General features: G+C 43.5%; 17 protein-coding genes and 3 pseudogenes. 8 read left to right on the forward strand and 12 right to left on the reverse strand.

What is annotated here, in order from left to right; genetic code table 11:
- Positions 1-399: 399 nt before the first annotated feature.
- A pseudogene (locus WDV74_RS12535) lies at positions 400-1,200 on the reverse strand (IS481 family transposase); the annotation flags it as partial.
- 97 nt (positions 1,201-1,297) lie between these two features.
- Positions 1,298-1,582 carry a hypothetical protein gene (locus WDV74_RS12540; RefSeq protein ID WP_338883098.1) on the reverse strand — a complete coding sequence of 95 codons (285 nt, stop codon included), beginning with the start codon at positions 1,580-1,582 and terminating at the stop codon, positions 1,298-1,300.
- Between the two features lie 15 nt (positions 1,583-1,597).
- On the opposite strand from WDV74_RS12540, the gene WDV74_RS12545 reads away from it, so the two are divergent.
- On the forward strand, positions 1,598-2,089 hold the full coding sequence (locus tag WDV74_RS12545; RefSeq protein ID WP_338883099.1) for a tyrosine-type recombinase/integrase: 492 nt from the start codon (positions 1,598-1,600) through the stop codon (positions 2,087-2,089).
- Here the strand turns inward: WDV74_RS12545 and WDV74_RS12550 are convergent.
- The gene (locus WDV74_RS12550; protein ID WP_338883100.1) at positions 2,086-2,418 is read right to left on the reverse strand and encodes a hypothetical protein; all 333 of its coding nucleotides are present in this window, start codon (positions 2,416-2,418) and stop codon (positions 2,086-2,088) included. The genes WDV74_RS12545 and WDV74_RS12550 overlap by 4 nt on opposite strands.
- A gap of 196 nt (positions 2,419-2,614) precedes the next feature.
- Here WDV74_RS12550 and WDV74_RS12555 point away from each other — a divergent pair, with 196 nt between their 5' ends.
- Entirely contained in the window at positions 2,615-2,884 is a 270-nt protein-coding gene (locus WDV74_RS12555; protein ID WP_338883102.1) for a LysR substrate-binding domain-containing protein, read from the forward strand.
- A gap of 360 nt (positions 2,885-3,244) precedes the next feature.
- Here WDV74_RS12555 and WDV74_RS12560 read toward each other — a convergent pair whose 3' ends face one another.
- The 3 genes from WDV74_RS12560 to WDV74_RS12570 all read right to left on the reverse strand — a co-directional run bounded on the left by WDV74_RS12560 (position 3,245) and on the right by WDV74_RS12570 (position 5,780).
- Positions 3,245-3,637, reverse strand: a complete 393-nt coding sequence (locus WDV74_RS12560) for a hypothetical protein (protein ID WP_338883104.1) — start codon at positions 3,635-3,637, stop codon at positions 3,245-3,247.
- A gap of 188 nt (positions 3,638-3,825) precedes the next feature.
- Positions 3,826-5,328, reverse strand: a complete 1,503-nt coding sequence (locus tag WDV74_RS12565) for a hypothetical protein (RefSeq protein ID WP_338883105.1) — start codon at positions 5,326-5,328, stop codon at positions 3,826-3,828.
- Positions 5,329-5,348: 20 nt separating this feature from the next.
- A complete protein-coding gene (locus WDV74_RS12570; protein ID WP_338883106.1) occupies positions 5,349-5,780 on the reverse strand; it encodes a hypothetical protein in 432 nt (143 codons plus the stop codon).
- Positions 5,781-6,340: 560 nt separating this feature from the next.
- On the opposite strand from WDV74_RS12570, the gene WDV74_RS12575 reads away from it, so the two are divergent.
- Together WDV74_RS12575 and WDV74_RS12580 are read left to right on the forward strand one after the other, a co-directional pair.
- The gene (locus WDV74_RS12575) at positions 6,341-6,736 is read left to right on the forward strand and encodes a hypothetical protein (protein ID WP_338883107.1); all 396 of its coding nucleotides are present in this window, start codon (positions 6,341-6,343) and stop codon (positions 6,734-6,736) included.
- 30 nt (positions 6,737-6,766) lie between these two features.
- Positions 6,767-6,872 (forward strand): annotated as a pseudogene (locus tag WDV74_RS12580) (nucleoside triphosphatase NudI); the annotation flags it as partial.
- Positions 6,873-7,072: 200 nt separating this feature from the next.
- Here WDV74_RS12580 and WDV74_RS12585 read toward each other — a convergent pair.
- Positions 7,073-7,519: an NUDIX domain-containing protein gene (locus tag WDV74_RS12585; RefSeq protein ID WP_338883109.1), complete on the reverse strand. Its 447-nt coding sequence runs from the start codon at positions 7,517-7,519 to the stop codon at positions 7,073-7,075.
- A 149-nt stretch (positions 7,520-7,668) separates the two neighbouring features.
- Here WDV74_RS12585 and WDV74_RS12590 point away from each other — a divergent pair.
- Together WDV74_RS12590 and WDV74_RS12595 are read left to right on the forward strand one after the other, a co-directional pair.
- Positions 7,669-7,878: pseudogene (locus WDV74_RS12590) on the forward strand (IS1 family transposase); the annotation flags it as partial.
- Between the two features lie 417 nt (positions 7,879-8,295).
- Positions 8,296-8,613 (forward strand): hypothetical protein, encoded by a 318-nt coding sequence (locus WDV74_RS12595; protein ID WP_338883110.1) that lies wholly within the window; start codon positions 8,296-8,298, stop codon positions 8,611-8,613.
- A gap of 134 nt (positions 8,614-8,747) precedes the next feature.
- Here WDV74_RS12595 and WDV74_RS12600 read toward each other — a convergent pair whose 3' ends face one another.
- Complete coding sequence (locus WDV74_RS12600; protein ID WP_338883111.1) at positions 8,748-10,004, reverse strand: MFS transporter; 1,257 nt, start codon at positions 10,002-10,004, stop codon at positions 8,748-8,750.
- A gap of 1,096 nt (positions 10,005-11,100) precedes the next feature.
- Between WDV74_RS12600 and WDV74_RS12605 the strand changes: the two genes are divergently transcribed.
- Positions 11,101-11,307, forward strand: coding sequence for an isochorismatase family protein (locus tag WDV74_RS12605; protein WP_338883112.1), 207 nt, complete (start codon positions 11,101-11,103; stop codon positions 11,305-11,307).
- Positions 11,308-11,361: 54 nt separating this feature from the next.
- Here WDV74_RS12605 and WDV74_RS12610 read toward each other — a convergent pair whose 3' ends face one another.
- The 4 genes from WDV74_RS12610 to WDV74_RS12625 are packed head-to-tail and all read right to left on the reverse strand — an operon-like array spanning position 11,362 to position 23,361.
- Positions 11,362-17,643: a TcdA/TcdB pore-forming domain-containing protein gene (locus WDV74_RS12610; protein WP_338883113.1), complete on the reverse strand. Its 6,282-nt coding sequence runs from the start codon at positions 17,641-17,643 to the stop codon at positions 11,362-11,364.
- Between the two features lie 38 nt (positions 17,644-17,681).
- On the reverse strand, positions 17,682-19,847 hold the full coding sequence (locus WDV74_RS12615; protein WP_338883114.1) for a type I secretion system permease/ATPase: 2,166 nt from the start codon (positions 19,845-19,847) through the stop codon (positions 17,682-17,684).
- On the reverse strand, positions 19,847-21,232 hold the full coding sequence (locus WDV74_RS12620) for an HlyD family type I secretion periplasmic adaptor subunit (RefSeq protein ID WP_338883115.1): 1,386 nt from the start codon (positions 21,230-21,232) through the stop codon (positions 19,847-19,849). The genes WDV74_RS12615 and WDV74_RS12620 overlap by 1 nt, the downstream gene beginning before the upstream one ends.
- Complete coding sequence (locus WDV74_RS12625) at positions 21,232-23,361, reverse strand: type I secretion system permease/ATPase (RefSeq protein WP_338883116.1); 2,130 nt, start codon at positions 23,359-23,361, stop codon at positions 21,232-21,234. Before WDV74_RS12625 ends, WDV74_RS12620 begins: the two co-directional genes overlap by 1 nt.
- Before the next feature lie 428 nt (positions 23,362-23,789).
- Here WDV74_RS12625 and WDV74_RS12630 point away from each other — a divergent pair, with 428 nt between their 5' ends.
- A complete protein-coding gene (locus tag WDV74_RS12630; RefSeq protein ID WP_338883117.1) occupies positions 23,790-24,656 on the forward strand; it encodes a GyrI-like domain-containing protein in 867 nt (288 codons plus the stop codon).
- Positions 24,657-24,878 lie beyond the last annotated feature (222 nt).

Genomic DNA, 24,878 nt, shown 5'->3' on the forward strand with positions numbered 1-24,878 from the left:
AGTTACGCTTATAGTATGACGTTCCAAAGAAGTCAGTTGTACTAGTCGCGACTTGATCTGATGAGATGGACGTCCCGTATGGCGTCAATTGTACCAAAATGAAATAAGCATATTCATTTTATGGGAGCGTCCATCATGTATCATAAAATTCTCGGTATTGATCTCGCTAAATCTGTTTTTCAGCTTTGTTTGCTTAACGATAATCACATTATATTTAATAAAAAAATGACCCGAAGTCGATTACTGGATGCTGTTAGACAAATGGAATCCGGGACTTTGATTGCTATGGAGGCTTGTAGTACCGCCCACTATTGGGCACGAACGATTGAAAATCTAGGTTTTAAAGTTTGCCTTATTCCCCCTCAGCATGTGAAAGCTTTCGTTAAACACCATAAAAATGATGCCATTGGTTTGCGGTGACATCGCCTTTGTCTTGGTATGGTCGATATCATTGACAGCCAGATACAGTTGGTAATCATGGTGCTCAACACGCCCGCAATATTCGGTGCCTCTGTCTGTCAGAATACGTAACATCGGCAACCTATGAGCGCTGAAGAACGGCAGCACACGGTCATTCAGTAAATCCGCCGCCGTAATGGGCGTTTTACTCGTATAGAGTTTCGCGAAAGCCACTTTACTGTAAGTATCGACGAAAGTTTGTTGGTACAAGCGTCCCACGCCTTTAAGATTACCGACATAAAAGGTATCTTGCGACCCTAAATAGCCAGGATGAGCGGTTTCAATTTCGCCACAAGCTTCGTCATCATGCTGCTTACGTTCAAGGGCGGCAACCTGCTCGTCAGTCAGGATAATGCCTTCGTCAGCCACTTTCTTTTCAAGGGCTGCTAGACGCTTTTTGAAGTTCTCAAGATGATGTCTGAGCCAGATAGAACGGACACCACTGGCAGACACAAAGATGCCTGCTTTTCTGAGTTCATTACTTGTTCTGGCTTGCCCATAGGCCGGGAATTCGATGGCCGAGTTGATAACGGCGTGTTCAGTCTCCGCATCCACACGGTTCTTCAAATTAGGGGTTTTTCTGCTTTGGTTGATTAACGCATCAATCCCGCCTGTTTCAACGAGTTCCTGATAACGATAAAACGTATCTCTGGATACCCCCATCACTTTACAGGCTCTTGAGACATTACTGAGTTCTTCAGCCGCCTTGTGTTTGATGATTGGATTGCTAGTATAAAGCATGAGAGTTACCTCTTAGTCTTTGATTATGGATTCATCACCTTTAATCAAAGTCGGTAACTCTCTTCTTTTCAAACCGAAGTGTCAGATCTAGTCTGAACTAATACAATTTAAATGTTTGATATTTAAAACGCTGCTCTGTTTCTTGTTGTGGTGCTTTTGAGGTTTCTTTTTTTAATTTTGATTTCAACTTAGCTTTAAATCTATTTTCATACTCAACTGTATAATCTGTTTTTTTCTTTATGACGTCATGAGTAATCTTTTCTTTGTTCTTAGAGGCTATGATTGGTTTCTTTATTTCTAATCGTTTTCTTATCTCTTCGATCTTAGCTGCTCTACTATTGATGCTGCTACGGTCTTTGAATCTAAATTTATTGGTTGCCATTTTAGCTGTTTCTGCATGATCAAGTATCCTACCAACGGACGCTTTCTGACCAAGATCACGGTAGAGTTGGCATTGCTAACGTTTGTTCGCTCCAGTGAACTACGTTTTGCCCGCTGGCAGGAAATCGACCTTGAAAATGCCGTCTGGAAAATACCTGCCACACGGAAACCCCTCAAAGGTGTTTGCTTCTCTGAACGGAGCATGAAAATGAAAACCGATCATATTGTGCCCCCTGAGCCGTCAGGCTGTTCAGCTTATCAATGCGTTACACAAACTGGGCGAGAACTGCGAAGTGATGTTCCCCAACGATCATTCTCACCTCAACAGTTCGGTTATGAGCTCTCTCACTGGAGCCTTGAGCTGTTTATGATACAACTCAAAGAGTTAACTCAGATAAAAACTTCGAGTTATATCAAGACATACCATGAAAAATGGTTAGTGGTTCATGTGTACCTGGTCGTGCTTTTATATAAGGAGGACGAATTAGTTGTTCTTCAACGCAATTAAACATGTTTGAATACTCCATTGTTACGGTGGAATGATGAAAGTACTAAACCTAATAGGCTAGAGAATATACAAAATGCGCATAGACCACCCCATCCAAAGTTAGCCCATACAAAACTTCCAATAGCCGCGCCAACAGCCATGCCACACATAGCTCCGGTCATTAGCAACCCATTAAGTCTGCTACGAGCATTAGGTTCAACAGTATTAACGATATATTGGTGGGATACCAAGGCAGCCATAACGCCTAAGTCAAATGTCATCGCTCCTATAGCAAGGGTGATTAATGAACTTGGTAAAAGCCACATATATATAAATGAAATAGCTACCAAAACACACCCTAACCGTATGATTAGCAATGGGCCTTTTTTATCAGCAAACCGTGGTATGTGCGAGTCCACAATATTTAAAAAAATATGGCTATCCTCGCGTCGTAGATGATTTGGCAAAACATCAATGTATCACGTTTGGAAATAGGGGCATGTCCTTCCTTGGTATTTTATTGATGAAAAAGGTGAAAGCAAACCTATGTACGTTCAAGGAAATATTAATTCTAACCACAGTGAAACCATATTAGATATGGTGCTACGTGGTCATGGAATAGCTTTGTTATCAGATTGGTTAATTTCTAAATATGTAAAAGATGGCAAATTAGTAAAATTACTCCCTGATATCAAAACACAAGGATTTCCTATATATGCGATATGGCCTCAAAACAAACACTTGTCTCCAAAAGTACGCGTGGTAGTAGATGCATTAGTTTACAATTTCACATCACAATCTCCTTGGGATGAATAAAACTAGATGTGCATGAGATGATTTACATTCACTCTTTTGGGGTGTATATGGGCAAGGTAATGACGTGAGTATTTTATGAACTCTGGTTATATGTAATGTACACATGCCATAAACAAAAACACGATCAACTTAACCTTATTTATGTTTTGAAAAGTTTTTTTATCTGAACTAATTGTTCAAAATACAACCTTTCACACTTTCGCCCTATGTATATGGAAATATGTTTTTTGTTTAGACGAAACTATTACTATGTAATATTTTTCATAACGCAGTGTTTCGTCATAACATATCAGGGCACAGTCATCTAAGTATTCTAATGCTTTATCCTCGGGCTTTCTTCACTAATGCGACAGAACCGAATCACCACGCATCCGGCCCAACCCACAGAGATGTAATATAGTGATTATTATCACATTCGGCATAAATTTTTTGGCCACTAGAAGCAGCAAAAATGGCTGTTGAAAGCAAGGATTTTCCTGCATCAGTATTGTTTAGATGAGCTGCCCAGAACCAGTTCTGACCACTTTTATTTTTAACTGTAAAGGCCAACCAATTTTTATTTCCCCTATACCCTGTGGAAACGGAAATAATATAGCCTGTAATAGATCCATTGCAGTTTATTTCATCATTCCTACCTGTAGAAATGGCGATATTTGGCTTCAATTGGCTGCCAGTTATCTTGTCTCCATTCCCCTCTGCTGACACACTGCAAGCAAAAAAACAAAATAATACGAACAAATAAATTGATTTCATAGCAATTCATTCCTTTTTAATTAATGTGTATTCACATACAGAAAAATAAATAAGAAATATAAGAGTTCCACTATTATGAAAAACTTTTTAAAACAGTCAATTCGTCTAACCAACTCTTGATACAAAGTATTCTCGGATCCTGAAAATTTCTAGCTGTAATTATTATGTTATTGCCAGTTTTAGTTAATTTATTCATATGTAATGTATTCAATTTTCCAGCTTATTATTTTGGGTTGTGATGTACAGCCACTAAAAAAACCATTATTAGTTTCTACGGTAAACGCACGATCAAGATCTGGTTTAATTTCCATGAAAGAGGGACCCGTACTATAGTAACATCTTGAATCAACATATGAAATTTTGGCTATTCCACTACCTTTATTTTCAAATTTCATATTATTAGTTGATGAGAAGTTTATTATTCTTAACATTGCATCGTTTTTTTCTGCGCCTCTAGCACTTATAGTGAGCTTCTCGTCATTGATTAATTGGTCATCATATATGATTAATTGGAATTTATTATGTGACGAATAGTCTCCGCTGGAACAGGCGCTTTCACTGCCATCGCATTTTAAACTCAGATTGACCTGACATCCACCCTTTCGGGTAAAGGTGGTATACCACTGACTATAAAAGAGAAGCTCTATCTCGTCTGTGGTCTTAAGTTCAACTGTACAAATCTTAACTTTGGGTTTTGGCTTAGGTGTGGAATTACTCAGCAATATATTGACAATGGGCACCATTGTTTTTGCTAATGGGTAAACAATATTATAATCACAGTCTGCATTATTTGAACGATCACAAAATCCAGAAACCTGATTGAATAACAATCTTCTTTCATGTTCTGATATAGCAATATTATTAATATTTAATGGCCTATTAAGCTGTTGATGCAAAGTTAGTAAAAAAGCAATTGGATATTCAAGCATTACTGGTGCTTGTGGAACACTACTCTCTAAGTCTCTGTATACAGCTAAATTATCTAACCTACTAAACATCGGGTGAACATCTGTACTCGTAAGATTTACCCCTTGGAGTACATTATCAGGATGACCCAACCCTAAAGCATGACCTATCTCATGAAGTACAAGCGCATATGTATAAATTTCTGCATACCTACTTAAATCAAGATCATCCCCCATTATGGTTTCCCAAGTGTCGTAAAGCCTGTCAGATACAGCAATGGTAGGCACAAAAAATATTCCTGGTGACGTAATGCCATAGTTAAATCTCATCTCATCATATTCATATTGAATAGGCATAACAGTTATTGCATCTAAATCTCCAAGATAGTAATCAGGCCTGGTTCTATCTAGCATAGTAGGCAACATAGTTTGTAGAATAAAATTAGGTTGTTCTCCCGCTTGAAATTCCCTGATAGTAAAATAAGGATTCAGCACATTATTCCAATATGCTGCAGCACGACGCATAAGTGGAGCGATCCGAATATTAACTCGGAAACCGTCATATTTATATTGTATCGATAAATTTGGGTCGGCCAGTCTATATCTTATTGTATTTCCGTAAACCATTATGGGATTATAAACATTACCTTCTGTATCAAAAAAGAAACCGACAACCGAACGCCTTGGATCACCTTCGGGTAATGGCTGGCCAAATGCCATGAAAATAGATAGTAAAAATGATAACATTGCAATTATGGCAATAAATCTTTTCTTTATTAAGTTCATAATATGCTCCCATTATCCTTCTACCAAGCATCTGGTCCGACCCATAAGGAGTTAATATTTTGGTGATCTCCGACCGCCTCGCACTCAGCAAGAATTTTTTGCCCACTAGCGGCAGCATATGACGCCAGAGCTTGTATAGATTTACCTGCATCTGTATTAGCATCATACTGTGACCAGTACCATTCGGGATTTTTCCTATTTTTATCAACTACGGTAATAGCAATATAATTTTTTATCTTCGGGTCTTTGTTATACCCACCATACCCAATAGCAACAGAGACAACATAACCGAGGTAGGAAGACTGAGCGGTACATTTTTTTCCTTGCGCAAGTTGAGATGATTTTTCGTTGGCGTGAGATTTTATTTTATAAGTTTGGGTATATGTTGCTGAAAAAAAACTTAGGGTGAATAAAATAAAAACGCCTGACAGTACTTTTTTCATGATATTCATAAATAAGTCTCCGTTTTAATTTTATTAAAAATTTGTGTTATTGGCTTCACCTCATGGTCTTTGTAAAAACTGGAACGGAGCAAGTGACAAGTGAAATACGAGCGTTACCATATTTTGTATATTCAATATAATTGAGTAAACCCCGAAGATAATTCGGACTATATTTGTGCGAACTGCCAAGGTGAGACAAAGGTGTCGAACGAACCTGTAATTCGTGTAATTCCTGCCTCCAGGTGTGAACCGATAGTTGCATTTGACACCTCTTCTTATGTTGAGGAAGAAAAGAAACCTATCATAAAACATAAATACGAATAAATATTGAATGTTTTTTAATGTATATATAATGAAGAGTGAATCACTAAACTGGCTCAATTTTCCCATTGTGTTTAAAAACAGGTTCTGTTGCATTAAAACAATTATCTGAAGTGGTCAGTTGAAAGTGGTCACTACATTCACGTTTTTCTAGAATCGTTATAACGCCCTCGCCCATCCCCCAAATCCATCGACACCAGTGCCAGCACTTCCCACTCACTGAACCCCTGTACTTTGTAATCAACTTAGTGACGGAACGTTCCTATCTTGAAGATTACATATTTACTAACTTCATGTTGAAAGCAGGTTATATTAGTAAATCACTTCATACGGCATATATGAATCTATGGGAGGAAATAAATTACATTATTCCTGTGCCGGATATCATCGTTTTTATTGATTATCCCGTAGAATACTCTCTGCAACACCTGCATTATGATGAAATTCGCGGAATTCGTCCTGAGGAATTCCCTAATGAAGCTACAAAAATTAAATGGATAAAAGGCTGGTATGATGAGTATCAGTGTCTTCTTAATAAACTTCCCGAAAATATCCGTGACAAAGTTTTGATTTGTCAGAATCCGGATAAAATTAATACATTTTTTGACACAGTGATCAAAAAAATAAACATGCCACGGAGATGATATGCGTTAAAGAATAATTGTCTGTCCTGTAATGAGGAATTTCAGGAAATTACTTGGGTGTCAACCTGAGACCATGAAAGGTATGGATTTGAATGAGGCAACACGGGTTACTTTTGCCCAGAAAGGAATATTTTGACAAATTTTATCAACCTATCCCTGCTGTTTATTGGTAGGGGTAGAGCTTGTTGAATATAGAAGGATTATTTTTGGAAAGACTCGATCCTGTTTCTTATTTTTTACTTCCAAATTTACCTCGCTATTTTCTAAACTTTAATCTGGATTAACTCTGTATTTTTTTATGCTTTTCTAGCACTGCCGGCAAAGTTTGCTTTTTAATCAAAAACATTGCAAAGATATTATTTTTGTAATATCAGAAGGGTATATTATTTCCTGTGTTTGAATCAGCTCTTTAAGCCCCCACCAATGGTAGCGACGGATAACTGATTTTTCGTTATCAGTCCACCCACTAGTATTGATCTCGTCCTCATCGGATAAAACTATAAAAAAACGCTCTTTTGCCAGAACTATTTCTCCACTAGGGAGCTTCATTTCGAAAGTTCTCTGTGCAACATATTGCCCGACATCATCCCGAAGAATGCCAGTTTCTTCTTTCAGCTCTCTGACAGCAGCCTGTTCAAAAGACTCACCATGTTCAACACCACCACCGGGGGTAGCCCAGTAAGACTTACCCGCCAACGCATCGTTTGTGTGAACAAAACGAAACAACAATACTTGCCTAGATGGGTTGACGATAAGCAACCTGGCTGAACACCGAACATGCATACCTTACTACCATATTCCAACGAAGAGAAATATTTAGTTTAAACAAATAATTATGAATGTGAAGTAATATTTACCTGCATCCACCAATGATTCATACCTAAGAAAACTATGGATATTTCAACTCATTATCGCATTTTAAAGCTGTTTTTTGGTGTACCGATAAATTCAAGGTTTACAACTTATTGTCCACAGATAAACACCTCATCGGAAAAAGTTTTACGCAGTGTATTGAATGTGAAAACCTCCCCCTTAGAAATCGAATTAAGCGACTGAATCGTAAAACATTAGGTTATTCAAAATCACCGGGAATACATGACAAAGTCATCGGGACTTTTATCGAAAGAGAATATTCTATTTAAAACCAATCAACATGTTGAATGCGTGACCCAAGTTGCAATTTACAACACTATATGAAACCTGATTTTTCCCCGCTTAGCGGAAATAAATCACACGCATTTTGAAATTAGATTAGTATATTACCCAAATTCAAAGAGTTCAAACCGTAAAGAAAAGATGAAATTATACCCAAAAAATAATAATTTTTTCCTAAACTTTCAATAAGATGAGTTATTTTTCCAGCCATTATATATAATGGAGAAGCTAATCTCAGAAAGACGGCAAGCAGTTTATGTTAAAACTGTACCTGTTTACAAAAGTAAAGGTGAGAGTAAACTTCCTAAAAGCTTTAACGTAACATATTCTATTGATGGTGGTAAACCAATAGTGAAAGATATTAACAATGCTCCTGGAGATAATGGAAAATGAAGGAATTAGATATGCTTCATAATAGAATTGGCCAATTACTTGTTGATACAGGGCCAGAAGATGCGCAGAAAATACTAGTACGTGCAACATTATCCCCAGAAGGTGATACTTGTGAATATGAATACGATTATATAGATAACGAAGGGCACGAAGACTGGTTTCTCCCTGATGCCCACACCAGTTATGACCTTAGATTACTATTAGTAGAATTAAGGAAGTATTACGTGGAAAACAATTTGACTAACGATCATCCCACATGGAATGGCTGTTTGCTCACTGTTGATCTTGAAAAGATGAAAATTAATATAGAATTCAAGTACGAAGATTAACCTGAATGAGATCTCAGCCATCGTGCCAGGATCTTTTTTCAACCACTACCCCATCAATTCCATTTTTCTTCAGCCTACACGCCAGCAGCAGACAAGGCTGGCTCCCACAATTAATACTTGTTGATAATGGCTTTTCATTGGAGTTCTTCATACTCACTCACCGCTTTGCGATTCATGACTCTCAGGCGCGCCACAAAAAGTATCCAGCTAATTAACAGCAATAATCCGCCCCCCACCACTGTCACCCGGATATTAGTGGTATCAAGGAAACCACCCACTAACATAACCAACAGCGTGGCCAGCGCCTGTATGGAACTGATAGAACCCATAATTTCACCCTGCTCATTCTCCGGCGCAAGATTTGAAATGCTGCTTATCAGGCCGGGCAATGCAAAGCCCATAGAGGTGACAAAAAGAGTAATTAATATATGCAGATAAATAACATTACTAACTATTGGAATTGCTATGACAGCAAATGATGACACCACAAGTGAATATCGCACCATATTTTCAGGTTTAGCGAATTTGGCAACATGTCTAACTACGAGATATTGGAATAATGCGTAGGTTGCCCCCATTGACGCGAGGAATGTACCAATCTGAAACGAACTGAAACGGTAAATATCCAGCAGGTAAGCGGGCAGGAAAGATTCAAACAGCCACCAACCCGCAACGAAAATCGTCCAGATAGCAAATGCTGTTCTTAGTTCAGTGTGGCTGTAGGCTTTCGCAATTTGTACCAGACCAGAAAAGACATTTATTTTTTCCTGAGTATGCTTTTCCAAAGTATCGGGGTACGCAACCAACGTGTAAATAAATAACAGAGTAAAGATGGCAGCCATAATAACAAACGGCGTCATATATCCACTGAATGACCCCAGAGAGAAATTGGTTAGCCAACCTCCGGTCGGTGGTCCTATTACCCAGGCCAGGCCCAATGCAGTCTGGATCATGGTGAGGTTTTTAGTTTTATTGCCCGGTGCACTGATATCAGCCATGCTTGCCTGTGCAATCGCTACGTTACCCGCCATCATCCCGGCTAGCAAACGGCTAAGCAACAGTAGCCCTGCCGAGGTTTCAATAACCGCATAAGCACTGATGGCAAAGGCTATTGCAGTGCCCGCCACCGTCATTAGCATCATTTTTCTGCGGCCATAAATGTCCGACATTTTACCCAGTATGGAGGCACCAAAAAATTGGCCAAGGGGATAGATTGCAAGGAACACTCCCAACATAATCACCTTTTTTTGATGATCCCAACCGTCCGGGAATAGTGAAGCCGCATCGGAAATCATCATGTGTGGAAATATCGCCACCACCATTCCTAAACCGATAAAATCAAGTAGCGCAACCAACACCAAATACCAAATAAGTCCCGGTTTTTCTCTCATTTTTGTACTCCTCAAATTTACTGGTTCAATGCAGATGGCTGAGCAATTTTGCTGCCATCTGTTCTGAGATATCCTCTGTTAATTGCGCTAAAGTTAACGGTAACGCACAGACATACAGTGCTGTTCTACATTACTGTGATAATACATTCAGCGGTAAATCCCTTTTAATCCTCGGCGAAAATGCCTGATAGTCATTTCCATACTTGATAAAACTGGATTTCAATGGAGGATGTCCATGTAAGACCTTTCGTGAAGTCATATAAAATATTAAATCCATTTCATATGTCTATATAGGATATGGCATTATTCCACTCTATATTAAAATCAAACATTAATTGGAGATACAAGTTTGTGGACTCTTATTTTTCACGATAACTCATTGATAATGGAATAAATTAATGAAGTGTCATCAATTGATGTCAACTATATAAAAACCCTATAAATAAAGTTTTTATTTCCAAAGGGTTACTTAATAGACCATAAATAAGTTGAGAAAATCCATAGAAAATAAAAACATAACTATTGCACTTTGTACGTTAGGTTCACTAACATTTTAATAACTCTTTATTTTATTCAAATCGGGAAAAAATACATTAACACTATGAATAATACAGAATAAAATTTATTTTTCATAGAAAGTTAACCAGTTGATATAGAATGCACGTATGTTATAGCCAAAAGATCATAAAAAAAATAAACAGTCACTCAATGGAAATAAACATCCCACCCCGCAATTTGGGTTATTGATGATTAATTTTCTTCAAACTGGAGGAATTCGCATTATTTTTTTCATTGGATACCGCTTTCTGCCAACATAATTGAGAAATACGCAAGGCATTCCTGCATCAATGCTTCATTTTCTGCTATTTGACCATCTTACTGAATGCAAAAGCAACATTGGTGGACTGTAATTTTGGACTAAGGCGTAATCTAGCTGTAAAACCGTATCCAACGCTAAATATACTGGATATAGTTTCATATATTTATCAATGCATTAATATTTTCCTAAATTTAATATCTTCGATAAAAAAATAACACTATTCTCATATTCGGCAGCTTAAAAAAGCACCTGATGCCTCAATACATAAACAATGTTATGAGCCATATGTGTGTTACTGCTACAGCTATCAAAGCATTAGAGTTGGGGTATGAAAACTTTGTTTGTGCTGATGCTTGCACCAGCCGTGACTTGAAATATATTGACGGTTCATTAATTGATGCAGATTCCGTACATAAAGCGGCGATGGCTGCTTTAAATGATCGATATGCAACGCTGATCAATTGTTCTGATGTGATCAGCTAAAGACACTGATAGAAGACAGGAGAGGCTAAATACCTCTCCTGTTATTTCTCGTTCTTATCCTATGACAGAGTTGGAGTTAGGCAACAAAAGTGGTTGTTCGGCCTTAGCCGGTTGTATATTTTGCCGTAAATGCTCGTAAGCCCCTCCCATATCAGGGAATGAAGCCATAGCTTCGCTCAACTTCACCAGACTCGGGCTTTCTATCGCTGAAACAGTAGTGACGGCATGAGCGGCAATATTGGGTTGCCTGCTGGCCCAGGATAGCTCCATCAACATATCTCCTTGCTTACTCATGTTCTCGACTAGATGGGCCACATTAATCGCCGACGAAGTTCCCTCCAAATTAATATGCAAATGTTGATGAGATTTGGCCTGATTACCAAATACCTGACGTACCACCAATGCTGTTCCTGTGCCAGAGTCGGTCAACATCAAGTCATCATCATGTCGGTTCACAAGAACACTTTTCAGATTGGCTATCGGTAAGATCAGACGATCTAAAGACTGTCTCGGATCGTTATTGTCGATGATCACTGTACGGTAGTGAGTCCACATCTCTTTACTGAATCGATAGGTATCGTGATTGGCTCCACCATACAGCACCAGACTATCGACACCATCGATGATCGGCAGCATTAGATTATCACTGGATTCGCCTCCTTGAAGTAATAAGGATGACTGGATCCGCTCCATTCCAATGGATTTATTGAGTATTTTTACCCCACTGCTATCGCTCTGGTATAACTCCTGCGTCACCTGGTTATACACATATGCCGCCTTATTTTTGGCATTGATTCCCAGAAAGCGCAGATTGCCTGAAACGGGAATGCCATTACCTGAAAAGACCTGACCGCTGCCAATATCAAACCAGTCTTGCATATTGTTATTTTGCAAGGTCAGTACCCCTTTGGCGTGCCATTGGATAGCAAGTTCAGTGAGTGCCTGTGATAAATTAGCCGCATTGTTCTGGTGCCAATCTTTATCAACGCCAACTAACCGCAATTCACCCGTATTAGCTCGTACCAGGATCTCACCCTTGGCTGTGATCAGACGTATTCCCGTATCAACTTGTTGTGCCGCCTTAAGAGACAACTCAGGTGTCAATTCGCTAGCAACGGGAAGTTGTGCCGAAGCATTAAGTACAAGATCAGAACCAAAGGCAGTAGCCAATGCATTCGTGGCCATAGCGGGTTGGCGATATAATTTACCACTTTCAGGTGCAAAGAGCCGCGCAGAGGTGCCATCAGCTTCGAATCCCAGGAATTGCAGCGGCTTATCCTGTAGTGTTGCTGAAGCCACGACCACTTGTCCATTGTGATACCACACGGGCAACACGCTTTTGCCATCGCTGCCCTTGACGCCAAATACCGCCAGAGTGGTTCCCCCATTTGTGACACTCGCCAGATCCTGCCACCAGTGGGTACGCCCCTTGAGCCAATGCTCGTTAACTGCTTCGTAGTTAAGCTGCCCCAATGCATCAAGTTGCGCTACGCGCCCATCCTCAGTGATGGCAAGCAGGCTACCATTCAGGTTGACTACATTGACTAACGGTGGTGTGTTGATACGCAAGGCGGTGGGTTGATTAGCGTCAAGAACAGCCTGACCAGGGCCTTCCTGACGGAACAAAGCATTCTGCTCTTTACTGTAGAAGAAGAACACTTCCGTACCAGCGGGACGGGAAATGCTTCCCGCTAGTACAAGGTCAGCCGGGAGCTGCCAGGCACTGCGGATCTGTTCGTCCTCGTTAAAGTGTGAGGTCTGTTCCTTCGGGGGTGCCAGATTCGGTTTAATCAGTGTTCCATCGCTACGTATCCAGTAACGATGTGCCACACCGGCCGCATCCGTACCGAATAGAGTGACCAGCTCGGCACTGGTCGGTTGGATAAGCCGCGCACCCAGTGTATACACCGAAGTCTCACGTTGCGTGCTATTGCTCTCGTAACCTCGCAGTACAGTCTTAAGTGCATCACCGTGCCGATCTCTGTTTGCCGAAAGCTGGAGTAACTCATCATCACCCACCGCACTGACTAACTCCATGCGGTCACCGGTGATCCGGTAGCTCAACTCAGCTTCTCTCTCCTTCAACTGATAACGGCGCGCCAGGTAGACCGCATCACCTTCTTGCCATAGCCGACTGATCTTGCCTGCATTCTGGTTGAACCATGGTTCAAACTGCGCGTTGACTTGCCCAGTGGCAATGTCTACCCGCCATGCCACCGCATTATCGGCATCGTAGAAATAAGCATGGTCGTCCATTACTGCACCCAATTGGGCATGTTTAGCTTGTTCGTGAGTCGTATCGGTGAACAGCATTCGTTTGTTGGAGACATCATAGAAAGCCCGGCCAACATCATGCCCGTTGTGATTGTAGTTCTCCACTACCACATACTGCCCGTGCAACTGATGTGCCTTGGCCAGGTCATTTAAGTGTTGCTCAATTTGCTGGCCGGGCACTTGCCACTTGCTCGCATCTTCGCTTATCACCTGTGTTGTCAAATTGGAAAAATCGACTTCGCTCACTTCATTTTTGCCGTTGACTACCAATATCTGGCCGTTCTGAGTGGGATCGAGTTCGACCACAACACCACCAATTACCAATCGGTTCTTCGAGACGCTGATAGTATTACTGGCGAGTTGGCTGCTATCGATGATCCAGCGCGACGGTACAGGGTTACTGCCAGCCACGACGTCACTTATGAGCTTCACGCTGGTGCCTTCATTCAACCCGATCAGGTATTCACCTCCTGCCCCCTTGATCTCGTAATGCAGATAGCCGTGCAGTTCTTTAGGAAGCTCAGGCACGATCAGTTTCCTGTTGCGTTGATCGAGTACCACTTCAATCGGGGTTGCTACATATTCCTGATGGATCCTGCGGATCGTCGCCTCACCCGGGAAAATGTAAAAATCATAATCAAAGCGTTTATCCTTTTCGAGTCTGCGAATGACATCGAAACCCGTGTCATGACGCGTAGTTGCACCAGGAAGTTGCATATATTCGTACCTGATAAAGGATTTGGGTGTCCCCGGCAGGATTAATACGCTACTGTCACTGTGATCGAGTTTATGAGAGGCATCCTTGTAGCCGATCCCGCTACGTATCTCGATCGCCTGGCTGCGGTCATGAACCATCTTGGGAAAGTCGCCGACCCAGAAGAAATAATTGATTTCTCCTGAACCAGTAGAGCCTGAATGGGTGCGATAAATGTACTGACTGTCAAAGCCAATCTGGTTATTGCGCAGATCCAGAGTTTTAATCACAGCGCCGGCTAATGGTATCAACACCTTCTTCTCGCTGTCATACCGATAGCCATTACCCTTGTAAGCCTTGTCGAGCATATCGAAGTAACGACCCACCTCTTTAACATCGTCAGCAACGGCACCAAACGCTTGCGCCAACGCGGTAAAGCCCACGGCGAGTCCGCCAAGGAGCACTCCTGCGCCACCCAGTACAGCGGAGGCCGTTGAAGCACCAAGCAGCCCCGCACCCACCCCGGCAGTACCTGTAACAAAGCTGGCCGAATCGAATGCGAGCTGGGTTCCGAACACCGCCTTCTGTGTATCCGTTTCGGCATGGGCGAGTTCATAGGCATCCAACCCAACCAAAGCTCCACCAAGAAGCACGCCTATACCTTCATTAGCGGTATGAGCCAGAGTTGAAGAAAACTGATTGAGCGAGGTTTCAGCAACCACCACTTCACCACGTAATGCCGTGCGCACCAACTCGATAACGTTGGTGGCATCGTTCACACCAGCGTGAATCATCTGGGCGTAATTAAGGTAACTGTGGATTTTGAGTGCGGTGGCCAGATCAGGCGAAACATTCTCATGGGCCGCATCATTGCGATTTTTGTCGGCAAACCATTGGATTAGCGTCTGTACTGCAAATCCAGCATTCAGCCCATCAACCGGAGCTACCTCACCACCAACGCCATTAAACTGTAACTTGCCGCGTTCAAGATCAAAATGTTTACCCAAAGTGAGTATATGTTCATCGACAAAGCGGCGGAATTCGAAAACAGTGGCATCGTTACTGCTCACCAAAAGCGTCTCCTCAAGCTGATCGCGATTGATGAATTGGACACTATAACGGCCTTCCTCCTGTTCCTTAATGCTGCCAAGTACTGGCATCCAACGATGATCAAGCTTATGTTCCTGAGCCAGCGCTGTAATGGCCTTATCAAATTTTGCGCCCCACTGTTCGGTATCAAGAGTAGCCAATGAGGTGCGTAACTGAGCATCCTCGGCAATTTTCACTTGAGCATTGACTGCTTGCTTGACCCACTGTCGTTGTTCTATCACAGTGGCAAGTTCGTCTGGGCGGGTTAAATCGGCAACATCTAAGCCATTGCCTACGGGGACATTTGCCATTTTGACGGGATCAATCTCCACCAGATTGAAGGTAGGTGCAGACTGGCTACCAAACGCGCTATAGTGAACAGCCAGGCCACGCTTCACTAAATGTTTTTCCATCGCACGTAAAAAATTAGCTGAATTATCGAATGCAAATATCCCGAAATTTGGATCATAGAAATAGTAACGACGCCCTTTAGCGCCGACAGTGCTCCCCACCATCATGGCATGGTTTTGGGTATTGAGAGCGAACGTCGAAGTTCCAGTCGCTTCCTGCAACAAAGAAACCACCTTAGACAAGGTAACCTTCTCTTCCAGCACTTTTGACGCCTGGCTAGCCTCAACATTAGAGTGCAGTCTTGCCAGACTATTTTTTAGCAGTGTGGAACTACCCGCTTGGGGGGAAGCGGCGGCAAAGAAGAGTTTTTCCACCAGACTATTGATACTTGTTTCACCACCATTGGCGAGTGCTACCGCCATAGCTCTGACCAAGGGATAACAGCGGCCACCAGATGCGTCCCCAACCAACGACAGATAGAAATCTTGTGGTATCAGACGACTGAAGCTGCTACCTGCCCGCTGAAAGTCTTCACTGAACACCGCTGTCTGTTTCAATACCTTGTCGATATATTCAGCCCGACTAACTTCGGTAATACGACCGCTCAAAGCTCCTCGTTGTTTAGGGGTAAGCGGGCTGTCAAGAAACAGTTTTTTCATCTCCAGGATTGACATTCCATCATTAAAACCTGGAATAGTGATATCCTGAAAGTTCTGTAATCCATCAGAAAATTCAGTGCTTCTCGGCCCACTTCGCTGATAAGCTTCGACAATAGCATAACGCTCACCCACGTTATAATCGTGTTCCTGCCCACCTTGAATAGCGGTATCATCAATCCGCACTACTGCATCTGTACCATTTTTGGACTTGATCTGCTGCCACAACCAGCTTTGTTCCACAGAAAACACTTCGCGCAAAACTGAATCGTATTTCTCCTTGTAGTGATCCAGCGTGATATTGATATACCTTATCTTTTCATCAATCCGAGAAATCTCAGAACTGTCTCTGGTTTTTCTTCGCTTTTCATAGAGTGTACTGCGGGTATCCACCAACGGCTGGGTTTCTGCTCCGATCGCAGCCTGAACCTGGTCACGCAACTTAAGCCACCCAGTAATTGCCGGATGATGAGGAGAAAATTCCCCTTGTTCATATACACCATCCGAGATCCCTTCAACTGACACACCAAACTGCTCAGCAGCCTTTTTCAGTTTTTGATGGATCTTCTCACGATAAGTGGCGAATTGGGCCTTGCTACGCTCAGTCGCTTGACTGTCAGCTTCCTGAATTAATATGGGTTCCTCACCACGACGCAATGTCGGCCAAATATTCTGACCTTCTCGCTGATACTCCTGACGTTGGAACACCAATTGCCATTTACCCTCAACATATTGCATGTAGGCCGCGGCGAGACCTTCAGCGGTGTTTGCTACCTGATAATCCTTAAAATCCACTGCCATGACCACGTTATCATAGAGCAGCGAACTGTTGACGCGTCCGTCGTGATAGACTCGGTAAGTATCAGCATCAAGGTCGGTTACCACCAGTGAACATCCCGATAACGATCCCGTGAACAGAAAACTTCCCGGAATGGGATGCTTAGGAATATCTACATAGGCCGGCAACGCATTAGCCTGGTTTGCACCGTTATAGCCAAGGAAATAGGCTGGCACGCTGTTAGCATCACTACCGGCTATCTCATTCGGGCTTCGATCAGCATATTCAATCTCATATAAGCCTGACTTAACTTTCACCAATTTGGCGTTTCCTTCTGTCGGAAGTCGCCCTGCTCTAACCAGAGTCTCGGCACTGATAGTGTTGGATTTTGCAAATAATTCAGGATTGATAGCAAACTGCTGGATATCAGCACTGCCCTGGCGGGATACCGCCTGAGCGGGCGCAAGCAGTGATGGGTAGCTGTTATTGGGCATGAACACTTCTCCTTATAAAAAAATCCTACTGATGCTCTTTACGGGGTTACTTTTTCTTTCATCTGCAAGGCCCACAACCGGGCATAGAGTCCGCCCATGGCAAGCAATTGCTCGTGGCTGCCCTGCTCAACGACTTGCCCCTGATCGAGTACCAAAATTCGATCAGCATGGCGCAAGGTATTGAGGCGATGAGCAACACTGATCACAGTGCGACCTTGAGCAATGTGCTGCAAGTTAGCTATCACCGCCGCTTCCGATTCATAATCCAAGGCACTCGTGGCCTCATCCAGCAGCAGAATACCTGGATTAGTCAGCAAGGCTCTGGCCAGAGCAATACGCTGACGCTGTCCACCAGACAGAAGCACGCCCTTCTCACCCACCTGAGTGTTGTATCCCTGTGGCAGGTGGCGAATAAATTCGTCTGCCCCAGCCAAAGTCGCTACCTGAATCACTTCAGCATCACTGGCTTGCGGCCGACATTGGCGGATGTTTTCTGCCACCGAGCCTGAAAACAGTAAACTCTCTTGTGGTACGACACTCATGTTGCGACGCAGCTCCACCGGATCTGCAATCGCCAGATCGATCCCATCCACTAATACTTGCCCGTGTTGGGGGATATAAAGGCGCTGTAACAACCGCGTCAGGGTGGATTTGCCCGAACCTGATGGCCCTGTAATACCCACAAATTCACCAGGTCTAATTTCGATATTGAGGTTACGTAATACTTCCTGACCTTCCTCGCTATAGCGAAAACGTACACCTTTGAAGCTCACTCCACCTTGTAATTTGGGGATTGAAGCCAGACCTCCGCTACCGTTTTCTCCCTCTTCATCAAGGATGTCACCGAGCCGGTTCAATGAGATTAACGTGTGTTGAAAGTCCTGCCAGACCTGGGCTAAGCGCAGGATCGGTTGGGTAACGTGCTCCGATAGCATATTAAAGGCCACCAGCTCCCCCAAACTGAGTTTTCCCTCCATCACCATAATAGCTCCCCACCACAGTAGCAGGGCGGAGGTCAGTTTCTGGATCAGCCCTATCCCCTGTCCGGCGAGGAGTCCTACCACTTTGGCGCGAAACGAGGAACGAACAAACGCAGATAGCTGCTGCTCCCAACGACGCGCGAAACCCGCCTCAGTCGCACTGGTCTTAATCGTTTCAATGCCGGTCACTGATTCGATCAGGAAAGCAGTGTTGTCAGCCCTTAACTCATATTCCCGCAACACCCTGGCACGCAGCACAGGTCCAACGATCATCCAGAACAGGAAATAGAGCACCAGAGAGCCGAGTACCAGCCATGTTAGTTCAGGGGCATAGAAGAACATCACCGCCACAAACAAGCCGACAAAGGCCAAATCCAGTACCATCGTCAGTGCTGAACCGGTAAGAAACTGTTGTATCTGGCTCATTTCACGCACTCTGGCGATGATTTCTCCCGTCTGACGCTGCCGGAAATAGTCCATTGGCAGGGCAATTAAGTGCTGATAGAGACGACTGGAAAGCTCAGCGTTGACTTTACTGGCAAGGTTCGCGAACAGCCAGGAGCGGAGAAAACTATAAACAGGCTCGCACACGGCCAAAATAAGCATGGCAAATCCGAGCACCTGTAAACTTGACAGACTGCGGCTGACCAGCACCCTATCGATCACATTCTCGAACAACATAGGGGTGACTAAGGCAATCAACTGTAGCATCAAAGACACGAGGAGCACGTTTCTGAACTGGGCGACATGCTTACGAATGGAAGGTATAAACCAGCCAAAACCGAATTTCTGTCGTTTCGGTTGCTCGGCCGCCTCCGCCAGTAACACAACCCTGCCTTGCCAATGGTCGGCGAGAAGAGTCCGGGGATAGTGCTTCTCTTTACCCAAGTTTGGCTGATACAAGACAACAAACTCGCCTTCAACCCTTTCCAGTACTAACCATCCCTGTTCTGTATCCAATAAGACAGGCAGGGGAAGATGTTCGAAACGGCTCATCTCTGTGGTGATATAGCGAGCCTTTAAGCCGATCCATCGGGCACAACGGCAAAGATCTTGGTAGTCCGTGCGCCCTTGAGTGTGTCCGAGACGGTGACGCAATAACTTCGGCTCCACCGCCACATTGAAATGGCGGGCGGCGTAGGCCAGAGCCAAAAGACCACTATCTACGACGGTAGACTCGTCTCCGCCAGATGGCTCTAATAGGGTAGATTCGATAGCTGGCATTAGCGTTCCTTCAATGCTTCGGACTGGTACTGTTGCAACGGACTGATCAGGTAGTCAATTACCCGTCTATCCCCGGTACGAATTTCGGCGGTAACACTCATACCTGCTTGTAATGGGACTTCACTCTCATCCACTGCAATAGAGGTTCGCTCCATTCGAACCCGAGCAGGGAATACCAGCCCCAGCTGCTCATCCTTAACTGCATCCTTAGAGATATGAGCCACCTTGCCCCGTACAGTGCCATAGCGGGTATACGGGAAAGCATCGACCTTAATTTCTACCGACTGACCTGCGTGCACAAATCCCACATCCTTGTTCAAGACCATCACTTCGGCTTCAAACAGAGTATCATCAGGGACGATCACCATCAGTTGTTGAGCCGATTGCACGACGCCCCCCAACGTGTGGATCGCCAATTGCTGCACCACCCCATCAACGGGTGCCCGCAGGGTATACAACCGCAACTTTTCGCGAGTTTTAATTAACTGCTGCGCCATGACAGCGATTGCGGTCTGTGCTGCGTTCAACTGGTCATAATATTCGCGGTTGATCTTCGCCAGGTAGCGCTCTCGGCTTTCCTGCAATCCTTGATATTGCTCTTCAAGGACAACCAATTCGGCATGTTGTTGGGAAAGAGAACGTTCTACCTCCAGCCTTTCTTTCTCTTGCCCCAGTAGCTCAACTTTTGATAGCAAATTTTTGGCAGCTAGGATCCGGTGCGCTTCAAGACGTACCTTGATATTGGCTGCAAGATCCGCCAATGCGGAGATATCGGCACGACGAGCGTACTGGTTCGCCTGATTAACCTTCATTTCGCCATCCAGACTGTTTAGATTGGCAACCACTTCTTTCCAGATACTCGCCAAATGCTCTCTCGCTTGCATGGCCTGTGCTGGTGGCGTACTTTGCGGAACCACGAAATTTTCGATAGGAGCATCGGTCAACAGGGCCTGCAATCTCGCCTGTTCCAACTGTTTGAAGTTAAGCTGCTCCTGCAACTCCTTCAACTCAGCTTCAACGCCTAAGGTGTTGAGTTTGATAAGTACATCTCCCGCTTTTACTCTCTGTCCATCGCGAACGAATATCTCTGCAATTTCACCAGTCTCAAGGGGTTGAATTACTTTAGAATTGCTGGATACAAGTAATTTCCCCACAGCATTGGCATGGATATCCAGCCGACCAACAATTGACCAGATCAAAGCGATTAGTAATAACAGAGTCAGTGCTCCCGCAGTGAGCCTTGCCCAAGGTGCTGGAGGACGTTCAATGATCTCCAGATAGCCAGGCTGAAACTCGTACTCGTCACGGGTACGCTTTGGTGCCTTGGGTGCATAACGTTCCTGACGCCAAGCCAAAAGTGCGGTTTTCAGATGCTTGAACGACATCACACCACCTCCTGCCGCAATTCCTGTTGCAACTGCCACAGTCTGGCGTAGCAACCGCCCTTAGCCAGCAACTGGTGATGGCTGCCCGATTCAGTGATCTGGCCCTGTTCTACCGTGATGATGCGATCACAATCACGCACCGTAGACAGGCGGTGAGCAATGGTGATAACGGTACGTCCCTGGGAAATCTCAGCCATGTTAGCCTGGATTAAGGCTTGAGACTCATCATCAAGGGCGCTTGTCGCCTCGTCAAAAATCAAAATCTTGGGATTAGCCATCAGCGCCCGAGCGATAGCAATGCGTTGGCGCTGCCCTCCAGACAGAGAACTACCTGCTTCAGCCAGCACAGTGTCATAACCCAGAGGCAACTGGAGGACAAAATCATGAGCACCTGCTAATTTGGCAGCAGCTATCACCTCCTCCAGCGAAGCAGTAGGCTCCTTGAGTGCAATGTTATGGCGCACACTGCGGTTAAACAGGTAATTCTCCTGCAATACGACACCGATCTGGCTACGCAGGCAGGTAGGATTGAGTTGATGCAGAGGAATACCATCGATCAAGATCTCTCCTCCATCTGGAGCATAAAGTCTTTGTAGCAGACGGGCCAGAGTGCTTTTCCCTGAGCCGGAAGGACCAACTATTCCCAAAGACTCGCCGGCCTTGATATGCAGAGTGATCCCTTTCAGTACAGGCTCTTGATCGGGTTGATAACGGAACACCACATTACGCAGCTGTAAATCACCGTTAAGCGGCGTCTGGGGATAAATATCCCCTTGCGCCTGCTCAACAGGCAGATTGAGCATGTCGCCAAGTTTGTCAACAGCGACTCTGGTCAGGACAAATTGCTGCCACAGGTCGATCATCTTAGCGATAGGTTGGCTGATGTGTGACACCATCATATTGAACGCGATTAGCTGACCAATGGTAAGCTCCAGAGCAATAACCTTGTTCGCTCCTAACCAGATAATCCCGACACTCGTTACCTTCTGTAGCAACATCACCCCGTGGCTGACGAAGCTATTAAGAACCTGAGTACGGAAACTGGCTTCAACCATATTTGCGGTCTGAGACTCCCAACGCCGCTGCATATTAGGTTCCACCGCCAGACTCTTGATGGTTTCGACACCGCTAACGGATTCGTTCAAAAAAGAAGTATTGCAGGCCGCAGTCTGGAACTGCTGTTCAATCCGTCGTTGCAGCGGTTTTGAACTCAACCAGGCCAGCAAGAAATAGAGAGGCAATAACGCCAGTACCACGCAAGTCAGAGGCCATGACAGCCAGGCCATGACTCCAAAGAAAACAAAAGTGAAGGCAACATCTACACATAAGGTCAGCATAGAGCCAGTCAAAAAGTCACGAATACTATCAAGCTCTTGCACCCGAGTGATAATAGAGCCTACCTGACGGTGTTTGAAGTAGAGCAGAGGCAAACCCAGCAAATGCCGGAAGAGTTTAACGCCCAAGGTAATATCGATACGGTTAGCGGTATGCGCAAACAGGTATTCACGTAACCCTCGAAGTATCACTTCGAACACCCCTACCACTATTAACACGATCACCAGCACATCCAGGGTGGACAATGCCCTGTGTACCAACACCTTATCCATCACTACCTGGAAAAGCAAAGGAGCCACAAGCGCGAGTAGTTGCAGCATCAGGGAGAAAATCAGCACCTCACCGAGGAGGTGACGGTGATGAATAAAGGCAGGAATAAACCAGGAAACATCGAACCTGTGGCAACCCTCCCGCAACTGGATCACTTCACAACTCCACCTGGCTTCAAGTTCATCAATAGGAAGCACTTCAGGTGAAGCAGAATAAGGAGACTGGATCAGCGCCTGATTAGGAGAGAGGCGTACTAATACAACAAACCCTCCCTGTTTGTCCCGAAAAGCCAAAGGTAACTGTTTTGGTGTTAGCTTATGGAATTTTAAACGGCATAATGCCATATCAACATTATGTACTTTACCGTATTCTTTTACTGCAAATTTCAGCTTGCTATCAGAGGACAAAGAAGGCGTTTCTTGAGCTTCACCTTTAATCAACTGCAACAATAATCGGCAACAGTTAAGGGCAGAAGACAACGTATCGGTAGATATATTGTCCTTATCAATCGTAGTACCCATCATGTGATTCCATTCTCATGTTATTGGAAAAAAGCATATTAATAGGATGGTTAATCCACATTAACTAAGGATATCTGTATGGCTGTGGAAAAATTTTTTCATAGTTAAAATAACTAAAAGGTATGATCACAAATAATGATAATTACAAATACTATAATTATTACCAACATCAATCCAGAAAAATAATCACCATTAAAATCAATTACTTAAATTAAAATAGCAATATTTGTTATTGGATTGTTTTTTATTTCTGCCTGTTTTGTATCTATATAAGTTGCAATTGACAACACGATATGAAACCTGATTTCTCCCCGCTTCGCGGGGAGAAATTACACGCATCTTGAAGTTGGATTGGTATAACTCAGCAATAATCATCATGTTCTGCTACAGGAAACTAAATAACATCGCCTTGTACCAGATAGGTTGGATATATGACGATGATTAAACAACGATTGGATGCCCTTCTTCATTACATTGATGAACATATCGATACACATATGGATGGAGAAAGTTTGAGTAACATTGCAGCTTGTTCTAAATATCACTTTCACAGATTGTTTTCCGCAACTTACGGTATTGGTGTTGCTGCATATATCAGGCAAATTCGATTGAAAAGAGCTATTTATGAATTAGCGTACAACGATAATTCAGTCATAGATATTGCTCTTGCATGTGGATATGAAAGTCCTGAAGCATTCTCCAGGGCGTTCAAAAGTTCGGTTGGTCAAAGTCCTATTGAATTCAGAAAAAAACCTGATTGGTCTGTCTGGCATACCCACTACCAAATCATAAATAATATTAGGACTAAAATGATGAGTGAGAAATTATCTCCTGTTGAAGTAAAAATCGTCAATTTTCCAGAAACCACCGTGGCAGTAATGGAACACAAAGGCTCACCCTCAAATATTGGTAATACAATTAGAGAGTTCAAGGCGTGGAGAATAAGCAATAAATTATCCCCAGAGCGTCACCGAACTTTTAATTTTGTTTATGCAGATCCTGCAAACGTTGAACCACAAGAGTATCAGTTTGATTTGTGTGTAGAGATCTCGCCAAAGTTTGAGGTTAAGAACGAAAAAATTGCATTAAAAACCATTCCATCAGGAAAATATGCTTATGTTAGATACACGGGCTCAGATGAGGGAATCACCCCCATAGTCAATTACTTATATAGAAATTGGTTATCAGAGCATAATCAGGAAGTTCGGGATTTCCCACTATTTTTTGAACGAGTAAAGTTGTTCCCAACAGTGACTGAAGCCGAAGCTGTCACTGATATTTACCTGCCTCTGGCGTAAAGTTTTGCTACGTTAGCTTGTAGCATATTAGCTTGACGATAGTTCCAGTCTCTTAATCAGATCTCTTCGATTAAGAGACTGGCTACTATGTTTATAGTTCAAAAAACGAACTAAAATTGCCCTGGTGTGGGCGAGTAACATTTTAATTCAAAATAATGAAAATAATTTGTCTGCGTAGAAGGAGAAGTATCTTCCTACTTTAACATCTAAACAAAATATAAA

Source organism: Xenorhabdus sp. TH1, assembly GCF_037260955.1.
GTDB lineage: Bacteria > Pseudomonadota > Gammaproteobacteria > Enterobacterales > Enterobacteriaceae > Xenorhabdus > Xenorhabdus griffiniae.